Here is a 16,694-nt window from a genome sequence, read left to right as displayed (position 1 = left end):
AGAGCATGAGGACCCGGCCGGTCGTGAACTGCCGGACGGCGGCCAGGGTGTTCTCGAAGGCGTCGGCGCTGTGGCCGAAGTCCACGTAGACGCTCGGGCCGCGGTCGCCGGAGACGCGCTCGGTGCGACCGGGCAGGTAGCACTCGATCGCGCTGACGGGGTGCTCGTCGGTCTCGTCCGCGTAGCGGCGGTGGTTCGACCCGAGCGCGTGCGCGATGGCGCCGAGCTCGAAGCCGCCCTCGACGAGCATGACGATCGCCAGCGCCGCGTTCGCCGCCATGTGCCAGCCGATCAGGGGCACCCGGGTGGTGAGCTCGCGGCCCTCGGGGCCGGTCAGACGGAACTCGGTGTAGGCCGCGTGCGACTCGACGATCTCGACGTGCCACTCGGCCTCGACGTCGGGGTGCACCGTGATGGTCGTGACCGGGATGCGGGAGTCCTGCACCACGCGGTGGCCCCAGTCGGTGTCCAGCGAGACGACGCCGCGACGGCTGTGCTCGGGCTGGAACAGCGGGAGCTTCGCCTGGTAGTACTCCTCCATGTCGGCGTAGTCGTCGAGGTGGTCGTGCGACAGGTTCGTGAACCCGGCGACGTCGAACACGATCCCGTCGACGCGGTGCCGGCTGAGGGCCTGGGCACTCACCTCGACGGCGACCGCGCGCACCTCGGACTCGCGCATCCTGGCGAGGAGCGCGTGCATCTCGCTCGCCTCGGGCGTGGTCAGGCGGCTGGTGACGCTGAGCGTGCCGATGTGGCGCTCCGCGGTCGAGCTCAGGCCGGTGACGAGACCGAGCTGCTTGAGGATCCCCTCGAGGATGTACGAGGTGCTGGTCTTGCCGTTCGTGCCGGTGGTGGCGAACAGCTGCGGCAGGTCGGTCGCCTCGTCCGGGTGGGTGCGGTAGACCCAGGCGGACACGTCGCCGAGCGCGGCCCGCGGGTCCTCGACCACCAGGACCGGCAGGCCGGACGGCTCGGCGAGGGCCACGCCGTCCGCGTCGGTGAGCACGGCGACCGCGCCGCGCTCGGCAGCCTCGGCGGCGAACTGCGCTCCGTGGCGGTTCGCGCCGTGCACGCCGACGAACAGGTCACCGGGCTGCACCTCGGCAGCGCTCAGGGTGACGCCCGTCGTCTCGACGGTGTCGACCGCGCCGACGACGCGCATGCCGAACGCGTTCGCGAGTTCGGCCACGCTCCTCGGGGTCGGGTGTTCGGGTCGGAGGACCGGGGGGATCCGTGCGGACAAGTGTTCCTTCTTCCTCACCACGTGGACGGGTACAGCTGCGCCTCGGCCGTGGAGGGGGCTACTCGGTACTTCTCGAGCACCTGGGACATCAGCGTGCGGAACGCCGGAGCCGCTCCGCTGGACCACTTGTTGGTCTGCGGCTTCGTGAACGTCACCGTGACAACATACTGGGGGTCCTCGGCGGGTGCCATTCCGGCCACCGAGGTGATGCGCTGTCCGCCGTAGCCCTTCGACCCCTCGGCCACCTCGGCGGTACCGGTCTTCGCGGCGATGTTGTAGCCGGAGATCGGCTTCATGCCGACGAGCGTGCCGCCCGTGACGACGCTCTGCAGCATCTTGACGGTCTGGTCGGCCGCCGCGGTGGAGACGACGCGCGTCCCCTGCACGTCGGGCGCGTCGATGGTCTTGCCGTCGGCGGTCTGGCAGCCCTTCACCATGTGCAGCGGGATCCGGACGCCGTCGTTCGCCAGCGTCTGGAACACGCTCGCCACCTGGACCGCGGTGGTCGAGATGCCCTGACCGAACATCGAGTTGATGTTCGTCTGGCTGCTCCAGTCGGGCGAGGCGCCGTACTGCATGGCCGGCTGACCCGGGTAGTCGATCGCCGTCTCCGGCTCGAACAGGCCGAACTTCTTCATGTAGTCGAAGCGCTGCTGCTGCGTGAGCCGTTCGCCGAGCTCGGTGATGCCGACGTTCGACGAGTTCTGCAGGATGCCGGTGAGGGTCAGGTTCTCGGTCGGGTGGAACTCGGAGTCCTGGATCTTGCCGCCCCAGGGGAACGAGCGCGAGTACGGCACGACCGCACGGTCGGTCGGGCCCGACTTCCCCTGGTCGATCAGCGCCGCTGCGATCGCCGCCTTGATCGTCGACCCGGGCTCGTACGTCGCGGTCAGGGCGCGGGAGCCGAAGGCGCCCTTGTCGGTCGTCGCGTCGACGTCGTTCGGGTCCACCGTCGGGTAGTCGGCTACGGCGAGGAGCTCGCCGGTCTTGACGTCCACCACGGTCGCGGTCGCGGACTCGGCCTGCAGGGACTTCGCCGCCGACGCGATCGTCTGCTGCGCCATGTACTGCAGGTCGCTGTCGATGGTGGTCTCGAGCGTGCCGCCGTCCTTCGCCTGCTTCGTCGTGCGGGTGCTGCCGGGCAGCTGCACGCCGTCCTCGCCGCGCTCGTACGTCTCCGAGCCGTTCGTGCCCGCGAGGCACGCGTCGTACGAGTACTCCAGGCCGGCCTGCGCGCCGTCGGTGCCCATGAAGCCCGTCAGCGCCCCGGCCGTCGCGCCGCTCGGGTAGACGCGCGCCGCCTGCTGCTCGGGGTACGTCCACGGGATGGACAGGGCGCGGACGGCCTCGTAGTGCTTCACGTCGAGGCCCTTGACCAGGTACGCGAAGTCCGACCGGGGGTCCGCGGCGATGTTCCGCTGCATGGTCGCCACGTCCGCGCCGGACGCCTCCGCGACGGCACGGAGGGCCTCGTCGACCGAGACCCGCTTCACGCGGTCGCCGCCGAGCTTGCCGTCGAAGGGCTTCACGAGGCGCGGCGAGGTGGTGATGTTGTACCGGTTGACGCTGTCGGCCAGCTCGACGCCGTTGCGGTCGACGATGGCGCCGCGGGTCCCGTAGATCGTCACCGGGATGCTCCGCTTGGCCTTCGACGCATCGTTCAGCGCGGCGGCCTGCACCACCTGGATGTCGACCAGGCGGATCACGAACACGGCCACGAGGGCGATCACGGCGATGATCACCACGCTGTAGCGCAGTCGTGGGTTGCGGATCGTCTTGGTCACGCGGTGCGGTCCTTCCCGGGTGGTGCGGCAGGGTGTCCCGGCCCGCAGGTCACCGGGTGGTGGGGGCCTGGAGCGGGTTCGCGTCGGACTCTACGTCGGCCTTCGGCGCGGCCCCGTCCGACGCGCTGGCCCCGGCGCTGTTCCCAGCGTCGGTGCTCGCGGCGGCCGGCGCGGACGCGGCTGCGGACGGCGCGGTCGGTGCGGCGGGAGCGCTCGGCGCCGCCTCGGCCGGCTGCTGCTTCGTCGCGAGCGGGACCGGGTCGAGCAGGGCGTTGGGCACCTGGTTGTCGCTGCTCGCGGTCGCCTCGTCGGGAGCCGCCGGCGTCGGCGTGCCGTACACCCGCCCGGTCTCCGGGTCGAGGTAGACCGGCGTGGAGTTCGCGATCATCCCGAGCGACTGCGCGTTGCGGGCGAGGTTCTGCGGCGAGTCGAGCACGCGGAGCTCCTCGGACAGCGACTGCTGCGTCCGCGAGAGCTTCGTCTGCTCGGCGCCGAGGGAGTCGAGCGTGTAGGCGCCCTGGCTCAGCACCATGCTGATGCCGAGCTGCGCGAGCAGCAGGATGCCGAGCGCGACGACCGCGACGATGGCGTACGCCACCTTCGGACGGGCACGGCGCTGCGCACGCGTCGGTGCGACCTCGACCAGCTCGGGGCGGTCGTGGCGCGGGCGCGGGGCACGCGACGGGGCGACGACGGGGTCGACGAGTGCGAGGTTCGTGCTCATGTCAGTTCCGGATCCGCTCGGCCGCGCGCAGGCGCACGGGGATTGCTCGGGGGTTGGCGGCGCGTTCGGCCTCGTCGGCCAGTTCCGCGCCCTTGACGACCAGGGACCAGGTCGGGGCGTGCTCGGGGAGCTCCACCGGCAGGTCCGCCGGGGCGCTCGAGGTCGTGCGCTCGACGAGCGCCCGCTTGACCAGACGGTCCTCGAGGGACTGGTACGACTCGACCACGATGCGGCCGCCGACGCCGATGACGTCGAGCGCGGCGGGGATCGCCCGCTCGAGGACGGCCAGCTCGGCGTTCACCTCGATGCGGAGCGCCTGGAACACGCGCTTCGCCGGGTGACCCTGCCGCTGGATCGCGACGGGGGTCGCGTCGTGGAGGACCTGCACCAGGTCGCCCGACATCGTGAACGGACGCTCCGCGCGCCGCTCGACGATCGCGCGGGCGTACCGGCCGGCCAGCTTCTCCTCGCCGTACCGCTGGAAGATGCGCCGGAGTTCGCCCTCGTCGTAGGTGGCGAGCACGTCCGCCGCGGTCCGGCCCTCGGTCCGGTCCATCCGCATGTCGAGCGGGGCGTCCTGGCTGTAGGCGAAGCCGCGCTCGGCGCGGTCCAGCTGGAGCGAGCTGACGCCGAGGTCGAACAGGACGCCGTCGACCTTCCGGAACCCCTCGCCCTCGACCGCCTCGACGATGTCGTCGTACACGGTGTGCACGAGCCGGACGCGGTCGCCGAAGCGGGCCAGGCGCTCCCCCGCGATGCCGAGCGCGTCGGTGTCGCGGTCGAGTCCGATCAGGGTGAGCTCCGGGAAGCGCTCGAGCAGCGCCGCGGAGTGACCGCCCATCCCGAGGGTGGCGTCGACGACGACCTTGCCCGGCCCCTCGAGTGCGGGGACGAACAGGTCGACGATGCGCTGGAGCATCACCGGGGTGTGCGGGAACGTCGCTTGGTCTTCGGCCATGTGCAGCCCCTCGACCTCCTGGGCCACGCATCCGGATCCCCATCCATGCGACCTGACACCGGGGAAGGTGTGTCAGGGCACCACGGCTGGGAGTCCCGATCCGTGGATCAGAAGATCCCCGGGATCACCTCCTCGTCGTTGTCGGCGAAGCCCTCTTCGACCTCGGCGTAGTAGGCCTCCCACGCGGTGGTCGACCAGATCTCGGCACGGTCACCGCTGCCGATGACCGTGAGGTCCCGCTCGAGCCCCGCGTACTCGCGGAGGTTCTGCGGGATCGTCACGCGGTTCTGCTTGTCGGGCGTCTCCGCGCTCGCTCCGGAGAGGAACAGGCGCATGTAGTCCCGGGTGCGCTTCGACGTCATCGGTGCGGTGCGGATGCGCTCGTGCAGCTGCTCGAACGTGTCCGCGCTGAAGACGACGACGCAGCGCTCCTGCCCACGGGTCATGACGAGCCCGCCGGACAGTTCGTCCCGGAACTTGGCGGGGAGGATCACGCGACCCTTCTCGTCCAGCTTCGGGGCATGGGTACCGAGCAGCACGTCGGGGCCTCCCCTCCGCTCCACCGGTCCGTCGTGGTCCCCACTTTACTCCACTTCCCTCCCCACAGGGCGGTTCCCGCTCCCCGATCTGCCCGCGACCCCCGGATTGGGGCAGCTCCCCGAGGTCCAGCGGGCACGGAAGAGCCCGCCGATCCGCGGATCGACGGGCTGGTGGAGGCGAGTGGAGGAGGTGGAGCAGAGTGGAGGACTCTCACAGCCCCGGATCGGGTGGAGGGCGCGCCGGACGGGAGGCGCGTGGGGACCCCGCCCCGCGCCTCCCGTCCGACACCCGCCCGGCCTGCTCGACGCACCGGGACGATCAGCGACAGCAGCCCCCGCACACGACGAACGGGGCCGGTCCGACTGGACCGGCCCCGTTCGTGGAGGCGTGTGGAGGGCTGCTACTGCTGCCCGGGGTCGTTGCGCTTGTCCCAGCGTTCGTTCATGCGGTCCATGAACGAACCGCCGGACGACGACGGCCGCGCGGGACGACGGGGACCGGCACCACCGGCACGCGGCGCCTTCGCCCCGGCCTTCGGCATCCGCATGCCCGGGCGCAGCGCGTACAGCACGCCGGCGAGCATCACGACGAAGCCCGGCAGACCGAGCAGCGGCTGCTTGAACACCAGCGCGAGGACGACGATCGCGATGCCGACCAGTGCACCGAGCACCCCGATCGTGATCGTGGTGTAGCTGGCGCGACCCTGGCGGCGCGTGACCCGCGCCACGAAGTCGGAGTCGTTCTGGTAGAGGCTCCGCTCCATCTCTTCGAGGAGTCGCTGCTCTTGCTCCGAGAGTGGCATCTCGTTTCCCTCTTGTTCTCGGGGATGCTGTCCTGAGGATGCTGTCCTGGGTGACGGCTGGTGGACCGCGCTGCCGCCGGGTTGTGGCAAGCGCTGAGTGGACCGATTCTATGACTCGACCGCTCCACTAGGGTAGGTACCGTGGCTGAGAGTACGCGATTAGTGGACCTCGTATCGGCGCGTCTCGACCGGGCACTCGACGAGCAGCGCGAGCGCCTCGTCGGCATCAGCCCCGACCTCGCTCCGTTCGACCGGTACGCCCGTGACCTGCTGTCCGGCGGCAAGCGCTTCCGGGCACTGTTCTGCTACTGGGGCTGGCAGTCCGTCGCCGGTCGGTCGGGCTCGTTCGACCCCCTCGCGGAGGGCTCGCGCCAGACCACCGCCGAGGCGGTCGTCACGGTCGCCGCGGCGCTCGAGGTCTTCCACGCCGCCGCCCTCGTGCACGACGACATCATGGACCGCTCGGACACCCGCCGCGGTCGTCCCGCCGCGCACCGCCGCTTCGAGTCCCTGCACGAGGAGTCCGGCTGGGTCGGCGACCGCGCGCTGTACGGCACGAACTCGGCGCTGCTGCTGGGCGACCTGCTGCTCTCGCTGAGCGACGCCGTCTTCGACGAGGGCCTCGCCCTGCTCGACCCGGCCCGCGCGCGCATCGTCCGCCAGGAGTTCCACACCATGCGGCTCGACGTCACGGCGGGGCAGTACCTCGACGTGCACGAGGAGACCGCCTGGCCGTCCATCGACGAGGCCGAGCACCTCGTCCGGGCCCAGCGCGTCATCGTCTTCAAGTCGGCGAAGTACTCGATCGAGGCGCCGCTCGTGATCGGCGCGCTCGTCGCCGGTGCCTCCCCGGCGCAGCTCGAGGGTCTGCGGTCGTTCGGACTCCCCCTCGGCGTGGCGTACCAGCTGCGCGACGACCTGCTCGGCGTGTTCGGCGACCCCGAGGTGACCGGCAAGCCGGCCGGGGACGACCTGCGCGAGGGCAAGCGCACCGTCCTCATCGCCTCGGCCCGGAAGTCGCTGGCGCCCGGTCCGCGGCAGCTGCTCGACGAGCTGCTCGGCGACCCCGACCTCGACGAGGGTCAGGTCCAGATGCTCCGCGCGACGTTGACCGAGTCCGGGGCGGTCGCCGCCGTCGAGCGATCGATCGACCGGCACGTGCAGCGCGCCAAGGCCGCCCTCGAGGCCACCCCGCTCACGCCGTCGGCGCGGGAGCAGCTGATGGCGTTGGCCGACACCGTGAGCCGCCGCGTCGCGTAGACGCGACCGACCGACGGACAGGAGGTCCGTGGCGACGTCGCCACGGGCCTCCCGTCCGTCAGGTGGGTGACGATCAGAGCAGGGACTGCGCGACGCGCCGCACCTCGGCCTTGCGGCCGGCGCGCAGCGCAGCGATCGGCGAGGTGCCGAGCGCGGGCTCGTCCGAGAGCATCCAGCGGACGGCCTCGTCGTCCGAGAACCCGTTGTCGCCGAGCACGATGAGCGTGCCGCGGAGCTCGGGCAGCGGCTCGTCACCGTCGAGGAACTCGCCGGGCACCCGCAGCACGCCGCCGACGCGGGCGGCCAGCAGGGTCTTCTGCTCGAAGAGGCGGTGGATGCGGCCCGGGCTCACCCCGAGCAGCTCCACCAGGTCGGGCACCGTCAGCCAGCGCTCGGAGAGGGTCGTGTCGTCGGTCGGTACAGCGCTCACGGCTCCATGTTGCCAGAGCGGTCGCCGTCCGCGGTCCCCCACGATTGGTCACACGAGTCACACCCGCAACATCCGGCTCTCTGGTTGACTTGGGAATCACGCCATGTCAGCGTGGAGCCACCTGTGAGTGCTCGCACCCGCGCAAGGCTCACCCAGGACAGGAGAAACCCCGTGGACAACGCTGCAGACGACGCCGCCCGGCGCGCCCGATCCGCCCGGTTCGCCACCATGCCCATCGTCCTCGCGGGCACGATCGCGGTGACCGCGGGCCTGACCGGGCCGGTGGCGCACGCCGAGCCGCGGCACGACGACGACGACGCGGGGAAGCGTCACGTCGACGAGGACCGGAACGTCGGCCACCGCGCCGTGTTCGACACCGCGGTCGCGCGACCCTCGACGACCGTGGTCACGCCGGTGGTGGCGGTCTCGAAGGCCCCCACGACCTACACGGTCCGCCAGGGCGACACGGTGTCCGGCATCGCCGCCCGGTTCGGCCTCTCCGCGCAGGAGGTCCTCGTGCGCAACGGCCTCGGCTGGAACACGATCATCCACCCCGGCCAGACGCTGCACCTGTCCTCGAAGCCCGCGGCACCGACGGCCGCGCCCGCCTCGACCGGCAGCACGGGCAGCTACCACGTCAAGCAGGGCGACACCGTGTCCGGCATCGCCGCCCGCGCGGGTGTGTCGACCTCGTCGATCCTGTCGGCGAACGGGCTGACCCAGCGCTCGGTGATCTACCCGGGGCAGACGCTGCAGGTCCCCCGCGCCGGGTCGGCCGCGAAGCCCGCGCCCGTCGCGAGCAGCGCCCCCGCCGCTCCGGCCGCGCCGGCCCGCGCGTCGAGCGTCAAGATCGCGGCCGGCGACACCATCGGCGGCATCGCGGCGAAGCACGGCGTGTCCGTCAAGGCGCTCCTCGCCGCGAACGGCCTCAGCTACACGAGCACGATCTACGCCGGGAAGACCCTCGTGCTCCCCGCGGCGACCTCGAAGCCCACCACGACCCCGACCGGCGGCGCCGTGACCACCGCGGTCGGCAGCGTCAACGGCGTCGAGCTCACCGGCGAGCAGCGTCGGAACGCCGCGACCATCGTCGCCGTCGGTCGCACCCTCGGTGTGCCGGACCGCGGCATCGTGATCGCCCTGGCCGCGGCCCTGCAGGAGTCGAGCCTCCGCAACCTGTCGCACGGCGACCGCGACTCGGTCGGCCTCTTCCAGCAGCGTCCGAGCCAGGGCTGGGGCACGAAGGCCGCCCTGCAGGACCCGGCGACCGCCGCCGAGCGCTTCTACGTCGGCAACCCGGGCAAGACCCGCGGGCTGCTCGGCGTCCGGGGCTGGTCCTCGATGAGCCTGACCGCCGCCGCGCAGGCCGTGCAGGTCTCGGCCTACCCGAACGAGTACGCCAAGTGGGAGCAGACGGCGCGCGCGCTCCTCGCCTCGCTCTGACGACGGCCCGCTCGCGCGTCCGGGGCTCGGCCGACCGGCGGCGCCCTGGTCGCCCGACGGAACGAGTCATCCTCGAGATCGAGATCGGGTAACGACCGGAGCGTCAGTGCCGGCCCCACCAGCCCGCCTTCGTAGAATGCCGCCGATGACCACGAACGCCGCCACGGACCCGATGATCGGTCGCATGATCGACCAGCGGTACCGCGTGCGCTCGCGCATCGCCCGCGGCGGCATGGCCACGGTGTACCTGGCGACCGACGTCCGACTCGAACGCCGCGTCGCGATCAAGATCATGCACGGGCACCTGGCCGACGACCAGGCCTTCCGGGAGCGCTTCATCCAGGAGGCACGGTCGGCCGCGCGCCTGTCGCACCCGAACCTGGTCGGGGTCTACGACCAGGGCGCGGAGGACGACACCGCGTACATCGTCATGGAGTACATCCCGGGGATCACGCTCCGCGACCTGCTCCAGGAGCACCGGGCGCTGACCCCCGAGCAGGCGACCGACATCCTGCGCGCCGTCCTCGCCGGGCTGGCCTCGGCGCACCGCGCCGGCATCGTGCACCGCGACCTGAAGCCCGAGAACGTCCTGCTCGCCGACGACGGCCGGATCAAGCTCGGCGACTTCGGTCTCGCGCGTGCCACGACCGCGAACACCGCCACCGGCGCGGCCCTGCTCGGCACCATCGCGTACCTGTCCCCGGAGCTCGTCACGCGCGGGGCTGCCGACTCGCGCAGCGACATCTACGCCGTCGGCATCATGCTCTACGAGATGCTCACCGGCGAGCAGCCCTACAAGGGCGACCAGCCGATGCAGATCGCGTACCAGCACGCCAACGACACCGTGCCCGTGCCGAGCGCCGCGGAGCCCGGTGTCCCGCCGGAGCTCGACGACCTGGTCGCCTGGGCCACCGCCCGCAACCCGGACGACCGGCCGATGGACGCCCGCGAGATGCTCGACCACGTGTCCGGCGACAGGCAGCGCGCGACCGGGCAGTACCGGACCGCCGTCCTCCGCCCGGAGAACGCCACCGCGATCCTGCCGGCCGGCGACGGCCGGGCGGACAGCGTCGACGCGACCGACGCCACCCGCGTGATCGCGGGATCGACGGGCGGTGCCGCGGCCGCACCGGTCCGCCGCGGTGCGCCCGGACCGCGTCGGACGGGCTCGCAGCCGGGCGCGCTCTCCCCCGCCGGACAGCGGCTGGCCGACAAGTCCGCCAAGCGCCGGAAGCGCGGCTGGATCGCGCTCGCGGTGATCCTCGTGCTCGTGATCGCCGCCGGCGTGGTCGGGTGGGCGCTCGGCCCCGGACCCTGGGGCAACGTCCGGATCCCGGAGGTCGCCGGCAAGTCCGTCACGCAGGCACGCCAGCTGCTCCAGGCGCAGGGGCTCCAGCCCGCGGCACGGACCGGCACGCGGTTCGACGCCGTCGTGGCGAAGGGGCAGGTCTCGACGACGAAGCCCGCGGCCGCACGCGAGGTCCGCAAGGGCACCGCGGTGCAGATCGTCGTGTCGGGCGGACCACGGATGATCGCGCTGCCGGCCATCGTCGGACAGCCGCTGTCCACCGTGACCGCGGCGCTCGACGACGACTTCCAGCTGCAGGACGACCGGTACGAGTTCTCGGCCGACGCCCCGGCGGACACCGTGATCGCCGCGACCGGGGTGCTCCCCGGCGGCGACACGGTCGACCTGACGACCGTCGACGAGTACGGCGAGCGCGGCCCGGTGACCCTGACGGTCTCCCTCGGCGCCGTACCGGACGTCACCGGCAAGACCGTGGCCGACGCCACCACGACGCTCCAGGGCGTCGGCCTCACGGTCGGCGCGCAGCAGGAGCGCTACGACGACGACGTACCGAAGGGGCAGGTCATCTCCTCGCAGGTCGAGGGCTCCCCCGCCGTCCGCGGCTCGACGGTGGACCTCGTGGTCTCCCGTGGTCCGACGCCGATCACCCTGCCCGACGTCGCGGGGAAGACGATCGCCGACGCCACCTCGACCCTCGAGAACCTCGGGCTGCAGGTCACCGTGCCGGACTGCACGAACGTGCTGTGCCGGCTGACGGACTGGAAGGCCCTGCTCCGCGTGGACGCGACCGACCCGGTGCAGGGGTCGACGGTGTACCGCGGCGACGAGATCACGCTGTCCTACCGGCAGTAGCCGTGCGTCGGGGCGAACGGCTGGCCGCCTACCCGACGAGCGCCCACGACGACGGACGGGAGGCGCGGTGCCAGCTGGCACCGCGCCTCCCGTCCGGCGGTTGGGACCTGCGCGCTACGGGCGTGCGGTCGGGTGCGCCGCCAGTTCCTCCGCCACCAGGAAGGCCAGCTCGAGGGACTGCATGTGGTTGAGGCGCGGGTCGCACAGCGACTCGTAGCGGGTCGCCAGCGTCGCCTCGTCGATCTGCTCGGATCCGCCGAGGCACTCCGTGACGTCGTCACCGGTGAGCTCGACGTGCATGCCGCCCGGGTACGTGCCGACCTCGCGGTGGGCCTCGAAGAAGCCGAGGACCTCGTCCACGACGTCGTCGAACCGACGGGTCTTGTACCCGGTCGGCGTCGTCAGGCCGTTGCCGTGCATCGGGTCGGTGACCCAGAGCGGCTTCGCGTCCATGCCCTGCACCGCCTCGAGCAGCTTCGGCAGCTCGTCGCGGATCTTGCCGGCACCCATGCGCGTGATGAAGGTCAGGCGGCCGGGCTCGCGCTCGGGGTCGAGCTTCTCGATGAGCGCCCGCATGTCGTCGACGCTCGTCGTCGGGCCGAGCTTGACGCCGATCGGGTTCCGCACGCGCGACAGGAAGTCGACGTGGGCACCGTCGATGTCGCGGGTCCGCTCCCCGATCCAGATGAAGTGGCCCGAGGTGTCGTAGGGCAGACCGGAGCGGGAGTCGATCCGGGTCATCGGCCGCTCGTAGTCCATCAGCAGCCCCTCGTGCGAGGCGTAGAACTCGACGTGCTTGAGCGCCTCGAAGTCGGCACCGCAGGCGCCCATGAAGCGGATCGCGCGGTCGATCTCGGCCGCGAGGTGCTCGTAGCGGGCGTTCGCCGGGTTCGACGCGAAGCCCTTGTTCCACGAGTGCACCTGGCGCAGGTCGGCGAACCCGCCCTGGGTGAAGGCGCGGACGAGGTTCAGCGTCGACGCGGCCGTGTGGTACCCCTGCACCAGGCGGCGCGGGTCGGCCTGCCGGCTCTCGGGCGTGAAGTCGTAGCCGTTGACGATGTCACCGCGGTACGCCGGCAGGGTGACGTCGCCCCGGGTCTCGAGGTCGCTCGACCGCGGCTTGGCGAACTGCCCCGCCATGCGGCCCATCTTGATGACGGGCATCGAGGCGCCGTACGTCAGCACGACGGCCATCTGCAGGATCGTCTTCACGCGGTCGCGGATCGAGTCCGCGGTGGCGCCGGCGAAGGTCTCCGCGCAGTCGCCGCCCTGGAGCAGGAAGGCGCCGCCCGAGGCCGCTACCGCGAGCCGGGCCCGCAGGTCGTCGACCTCGCCCGCGAAGACCAGCGGCGGGAGCGTCGCGATCTCGGCGGAGGCGGCCTCGGCGGCGGCCAGGTCCGGCCAGGTCGGCTGCTGCTTGATCGGCAGGGTGCGCCAGTGGTCGAGGCCCGCGATGACGTCCGGATCCTGCAGGGCGACGGGGTCGATCGACTCGATCAAGGAGGTACCTCGGTGTTCTGGGTCGGTGGCCGGGGCGGCACCCGCGGGCGGGGACCCCGGCTCGGGCTCGGAGTCCTCAGATCCTACCGTCCGCCGCGCGGCGTCCGCGTGCGTGTGACGGGTCGGCTACCGGTCCGCGGCGGTCGCCTCGGGTGCAGCGGCGGCCGGGGTGCGCCGGTCCTTCATGACCTGCTCCCGCGCGCTGGTCGCCCGCTCCTTGACGCTCGTGGCGTAGACGTCGACGTACTCCTGCCGGCTCAGGCCGGCGAGCTCGTGCATGACCTCGTCGGTCACGCTGCGCAGGATGAACCGGTCGGTCTCGAAGCCCGCGAAGCGCGAGAAGTCGAGCGGCTTGCCGAAGACGACGCCGACGCGCTTGGCCTTCGGGATCTTCTGCCCGATCTGCTGCACCTCACGCGTGCCGATCATGGCGACCGGCACGACGGTGACGCGGCCCTCGAGGATCATCCGGGCGATGCCGGTGCGACCGCGGTAGAGCTTGCCGTCCGGGCTGCGGGTCCCCTCCGGGTAGATGCCGAGCTGCTCCCCGCGCGCCAGCACCTGCAGTCCGGTGCGGAGCGACGCCTCGGACGCCTTGCCGCCGGAGCGGTCGATCGGCAGCTGTCCGATGGCGTTGAAGAACGTCTTCGTCGCCCAGCCCTTCAACCCACGACCCGTGAAGTAGTCGCTCTTCGCCAGGAACGAGATGCGACGGTCGAGGACCGCCGGCAGGATGACCGAGTCGATGAACGAGATGTGGTTCGAGGCGAAGATCACCGGCCCCTTGGCGGGGACGTGCTCACGCCCGATGACCCACGGTCGGAAGAGGGTGAGGATGAGCGGGCCGAGCAGGAAGTTCTTGAGCAGCCAGTAGGTCATCGTCGACTCCAGTTCGGGACGCGGGTGCCGTCAGGTGACCCTACGCCGTGCGCGCGTGGATGCGGGCGAGGTCGGCGGCGCCGACCACACCGGCGTCGTTCACGAGCTCGGCGATGACGAAGTCGGGCTCCGGGTGGTAGCCGCGGGCCGGCAGGTTGTTCAGGTACGCCTGCTTGATGGGCTCGAGCAGCCGGTCGCCCGCGCTGGCGACCCCGCCGCCGAAGACGAAGAGCTGCGGGTCGAGCACGGCGGACAGCGACGCGCAGGCCTCGCCGAGGTGCCGACCGAGGCGGCGGAGGGCCGCGAGGGCGCCCGGGTCGTCGGCCAGGATGAGGTCGCCGACGATCGCGCCGTCGAGCTGGCCGCCGTTCTGCTCGCGGGCGTCGGCCAGCGCCGACCCGATGCCGCCGGCGTCGGCGACGTCGTTCGCCATGCGCTGCAGGGCACGTCCGGAGCCGTACTGCTCGATGCACCCGCGGGCGCCGCAGCCGCACGGGAGCCCGTTCGGCACGACGCGCAGGTGGCCGATCTCGCCGCCGGTGCCAAAGCCACCCCGGAACAGTCGGTCCTCGGTGACGATCGCGCCGCCGACCCCGGTGCCGATGGTGAGCATCGTCATGTCGGAGACCAGGCGGCCGGCACCGAAGCGGAACTCGGCCCAGCCGGCCGCGTTCGCGTCGTTGTCGACGGTGATGTGCAGGTCGCCGAGACGCTCCTGCAGCTTCTGGCGCAGGGGCTCGTTCCGCCACCGGATGTTCGGCGTGTAGTAGACGATCGACTGCGAGGCGTCGATGAAGCCCGGCGCGGCGACGCCCACGGCACCCACGTCGTGGGCGGCCCGGAGTCGCGACACCATGGTCACGACGTCGTCGAGCATGGCGTCCGGGTCCGCCGCGTTGGTGGCGACGCGGTCCTCGGCGAGGATCTCGCCGAGCTCCGAGACGACCGCACCAGCGATCTTGGTGCCCCCGATGTCGATTCCGATGGCATGCACGAGCATCGACCCTACCGTCTCCGGGTGGCGCCGCCGAACGCCGGACCGTGCCTGTCGAGGTGCTGCGAACCGCGGCCGTGCCCGGTCGGCGGCCCGAGTCGTCGCCGTAAGCTGGCGGTGTCGCCTCACCGTCGAGGCGTCCTCGTATCGAACCGGCCGACAAGGGAGTCCACCGTGAACGATCAGCGGCAGTCCGCACCCACCTCCGCTCCGGACCGCGGGTCCGCGGCGAGCCTGCTCGCCGACCGGGCGCGACGGACCCCGGACCGACCGATCCTGGCCCAGCGCCACGGCGACACGTGGACGACCGTCACCGCCGCGGAGACCCTCGCCCGGGTCCGCGGCATCGCGAAGGGATTCGTCGCCGCCGGGCTCGCTCCCGGTGCGCACGTGGCGATCCTCTCGCGCACCCGCCTCGAGTGGACCCTCGTCGACTTCGCCGTGTGGACCGCGGGCCTGGTCTCCGTCCCCGTGTACGAGACGAGCTCCCCGGACCAGGTGCGCTGGATCCTCTCGGACTCCGAGACGGTGGCCGTCGTGGTCGAACAGGAGGAGCACGCCCGTCGCGTCGCGTCCGTCGCCCCCGACCTGCCGCACCTCGGACAGCACTGGACGATCGACGGCGGCGGGCTCGACGACCTCGTCCGGCTCGGTGAGACCGTCACCGACGCCGAGCTCGACGCCCGGACGTCGGACGTGCACGGACACGACGACGCCACGATCATCTACACGTCGGGCACCACCGGTCGGCCGAAGGGCTGCGTGCTGCGGCACGACAACTTCACCGCGACGGTCGAGGGGGCGACGGAGGCGATGCCCGAGGTCGTCGCCGACGGTTCGTCGACGCTCCTCTTCATCCCCATGGCCCACGTGTTCGCACGCTTCATCGCCGTCATGTCGATCTCCACCGGCGTGGTCGTGGGGCACGAACCGGACACCCGCGACCTCATGCGGGCGGTGTCGACCTTCCGCCCCACGTTCCTCCTCGCCGTCCCCCGCGTCTTCGAGAAGATCTACAACTCGGCCGAGCAGAAGGCCGACCTCGGCGGGAAGGGCCGGGTCTTCCGGGCCGCGGCGGACGTCGCGGTCGCGCACTCCGAGGCCCTCGCGGCCGGTCGGGTGCCGGTCGGCCTGCGACTGCGCTTCGCGCTCTTCGACCGGCTCGTCTACGCGAAGCTGCGGAACGCGATCGGCGGCCGGGTGACGCATGCCATCAGCGGTTCCGCCCCGTTGTCGCCACGACTGTCGCACTTCTTCCGGTCGATCGGCGTGCACATCCTCGAGGGCTACGGCCTGACCGAGACCACCGCGCCGGCCACGGTGAACCGCGCGCAGGAGCTGCGGATCGGCACGGTCGGGCGCGCGCTGCCCGGTGTCGAGGTCCGGATCGCCGAGGACGGAGAGGTGCTCGTCCGCGGTGTCGACGTCTTCGACCGCTACTGGCACAACGAGGAGGCGACCGCGAAGGCCTTCGTCGACGGCTGGTTCCGCACCGGCGACCTCGGACGGCTCGACGCCGACGGGGTCCTCACGGTGACCGGCCGCGCGAAGGAGCTCATCGTCACGGCGAGCGGCAAGAACGTCGCCCCCGCCCCGATCGAGGACGGCATCCGCGAGCACCCGCTGGTCGGACAGGTCGTCGTGGTGGGCGAGGGCAAGCCGTTCGTCGCGGCGCTCGTGACCCTCGACCGCGAGATGCTGCCCGGCTGGTGCGAGGCCCGCGGGATCGTGCCCGCCCTGACCCCGACCGCCGCCGCCTACGACGAACGCGTCCACGTGGCGGTCCAGGAGGCCGTGGACGCCGCGAACCAGCGGGTGTCGCGGGCCGAGTCGGTCCGCTCGTTCACGATCGTCGACACGGAGCTCACCGAGGCGTCCGGTCACCTGACGCCCAAGCTCACGATCAAGCGTGCCGTCGTGATGCGGGACTTCGCGGCCGACGTCGAGCACATCTACTCGGGGTCGAAGGTGCAGAC

The 16,694-nt window shown here is 71.9% G+C and carries 14 protein-coding genes; 4 read left to right on the top strand and 10 right to left on the bottom strand.

From position 1 onward, the window contains the following. The 6 genes from H7A69_RS15395 to H7A69_RS15370 form a co-directional block, all read right to left on the bottom strand. On the bottom strand, positions 1–1,243 hold a 1,243-nt coding region (locus H7A69_RS15395; protein WP_182047856.1), incomplete at its 3' end, for a Mur ligase family protein. Between the two features lie 14 nt (positions 1,244–1,257). Next, complete coding sequence (locus H7A69_RS15390; RefSeq protein WP_182047854.1) at positions 1,258–3,027, bottom strand: peptidoglycan D,D-transpeptidase FtsI family protein; 1,770 nt, start codon at positions 3,025–3,027, stop codon at positions 1,258–1,260. A gap of 49 nt (positions 3,028–3,076) precedes the next feature. After that, positions 3,077–3,751, bottom strand: a complete 675-nt coding sequence (locus tag H7A69_RS15385) for a hypothetical protein (RefSeq protein WP_182047852.1) — start codon at positions 3,749–3,751, stop codon at positions 3,077–3,079. Position 3,752: 1 nt separating this feature from the next. Next, complete coding sequence (rsmH, locus tag H7A69_RS15380; protein ID WP_182047850.1) at positions 3,753–4,709, bottom strand: 16S rRNA (cytosine(1402)-N(4))-methyltransferase RsmH; 957 nt, start codon at positions 4,707–4,709, stop codon at positions 3,753–3,755. Positions 4,710–4,816: 107 nt separating this feature from the next. Further along, the gene (gene mraZ, locus H7A69_RS15375) at positions 4,817–5,248 is read right to left on the bottom strand and encodes a division/cell wall cluster transcriptional repressor MraZ (protein WP_069711170.1); all 432 of its coding nucleotides are present in this window, start codon (positions 5,246–5,248) and stop codon (positions 4,817–4,819) included. Positions 5,249–5,649: 401 nt separating this feature from the next. After that, complete coding sequence (locus H7A69_RS15370) at positions 5,650–6,051, bottom strand: DUF3040 domain-containing protein (RefSeq protein WP_069711171.1); 402 nt, start codon at positions 6,049–6,051, stop codon at positions 5,650–5,652. Between the two features lie 141 nt (positions 6,052–6,192). Here H7A69_RS15370 and H7A69_RS15365 point away from each other — a divergent pair, with 141 nt between their 5' ends. Further along, complete coding sequence (locus H7A69_RS15365) at positions 6,193–7,311, top strand: polyprenyl synthetase family protein (RefSeq protein WP_182047848.1); 1,119 nt, start codon at positions 6,193–6,195, stop codon at positions 7,309–7,311. A gap of 73 nt (positions 7,312–7,384) precedes the next feature. Here the strand turns inward: H7A69_RS15365 and H7A69_RS15360 are convergent, their stop codons facing one another. Then, positions 7,385–7,741 carry an Rv2175c family DNA-binding protein gene (locus tag H7A69_RS15360; protein ID WP_069711173.1) on the bottom strand — a complete coding sequence of 119 codons (357 nt, stop codon included), beginning with the start codon at positions 7,739–7,741 and terminating at the stop codon, positions 7,385–7,387. Positions 7,742–7,912: 171 nt separating this feature from the next. Here H7A69_RS15360 and H7A69_RS15355 point away from each other — a divergent pair, with 171 nt between their 5' ends. Together H7A69_RS15355 and pknB are read left to right on the top strand one after the other, a co-directional pair. Then, entirely contained in the window at positions 7,913–9,184 is a 1,272-nt protein-coding gene (locus H7A69_RS15355) for a LysM peptidoglycan-binding domain-containing protein (RefSeq protein WP_259346258.1), read from the top strand. A gap of 145 nt (positions 9,185–9,329) precedes the next feature. After that, positions 9,330–11,345: a Stk1 family PASTA domain-containing Ser/Thr kinase gene (gene pknB / locus H7A69_RS15350; protein WP_259346257.1), complete on the top strand. Its 2,016-nt coding sequence runs from the start codon at positions 9,330–9,332 to the stop codon at positions 11,343–11,345. 114 nt (positions 11,346–11,459) lie between these two features. Here pknB and H7A69_RS15345 read toward each other — a convergent pair whose 3' ends face one another. The 3 genes from H7A69_RS15345 to H7A69_RS15335 form a co-directional block, all read right to left on the bottom strand. Further along, entirely contained in the window at positions 11,460–12,845 is a 1,386-nt protein-coding gene (locus H7A69_RS15345; RefSeq protein ID WP_182047846.1) for a class II 3-deoxy-7-phosphoheptulonate synthase, read from the bottom strand. Between the two features lie 126 nt (positions 12,846–12,971). Continuing rightward, complete coding sequence (locus tag H7A69_RS15340; protein ID WP_069711176.1) at positions 12,972–13,724, bottom strand: lysophospholipid acyltransferase family protein; 753 nt, start codon at positions 13,722–13,724, stop codon at positions 12,972–12,974. A 40-nt stretch (positions 13,725–13,764) separates the two neighbouring features. Continuing rightward, a complete protein-coding gene (locus tag H7A69_RS15335; protein WP_182047844.1) occupies positions 13,765–14,718 on the bottom strand; it encodes an ROK family glucokinase in 954 nt (317 codons plus the stop codon). A 174-nt stretch (positions 14,719–14,892) separates the two neighbouring features. Between H7A69_RS15335 and H7A69_RS15330 the strand changes: the two genes are divergently transcribed. Further along, positions 14,893–16,694: AMP-dependent synthetase/ligase (locus tag H7A69_RS15330; protein ID WP_182047842.1), on the top strand; the 1,802-nt coding region annotated here is incomplete at its 3' end.

The organism is Curtobacterium sp. ME26, from assembly GCF_903970945.1.
In the GTDB taxonomy this organism is placed as follows: domain Bacteria; phylum Actinomycetota; class Actinomycetes; order Actinomycetales; family Microbacteriaceae; genus Curtobacterium; species Curtobacterium citri.
This window is presented reverse-complemented; position numbering and strand designations above follow the sequence as displayed.

Bases quoted from the DNA above. Each gene is read 5' to 3' on its own strand.
- H7A69_RS15385 (WP_182047852.1), bottom strand. From the start codon at position 3,751: ATGAGCACGAACCTCGCACTCGTCGACCCCGTCGTCGCCCCGTCGCGT.
- rsmH (WP_182047850.1), bottom strand. From the start codon at position 4,709: ATGGCCGAAGACCAAGCGACGTTCCCGCACACCCCGGTGATGCTCCAG.
- H7A69_RS15370 (WP_069711171.1), bottom strand. From the start codon at position 6,051: ATGCCACTCTCGGAGCAAGAGCAGCGACTCCTCGAAGAGATGGAGCGG.
- pknB (WP_259346257.1), top strand. From the start codon at position 9,330: ATGACCACGAACGCCGCCACGGACCCGATGATCGGTCGCATGATCGAC.
- H7A69_RS15340 (WP_069711176.1), bottom strand. From the start codon at position 13,724: ATGACCTACTGGCTGCTCAAGAACTTCCTGCTCGGCCCGCTCATCCTC.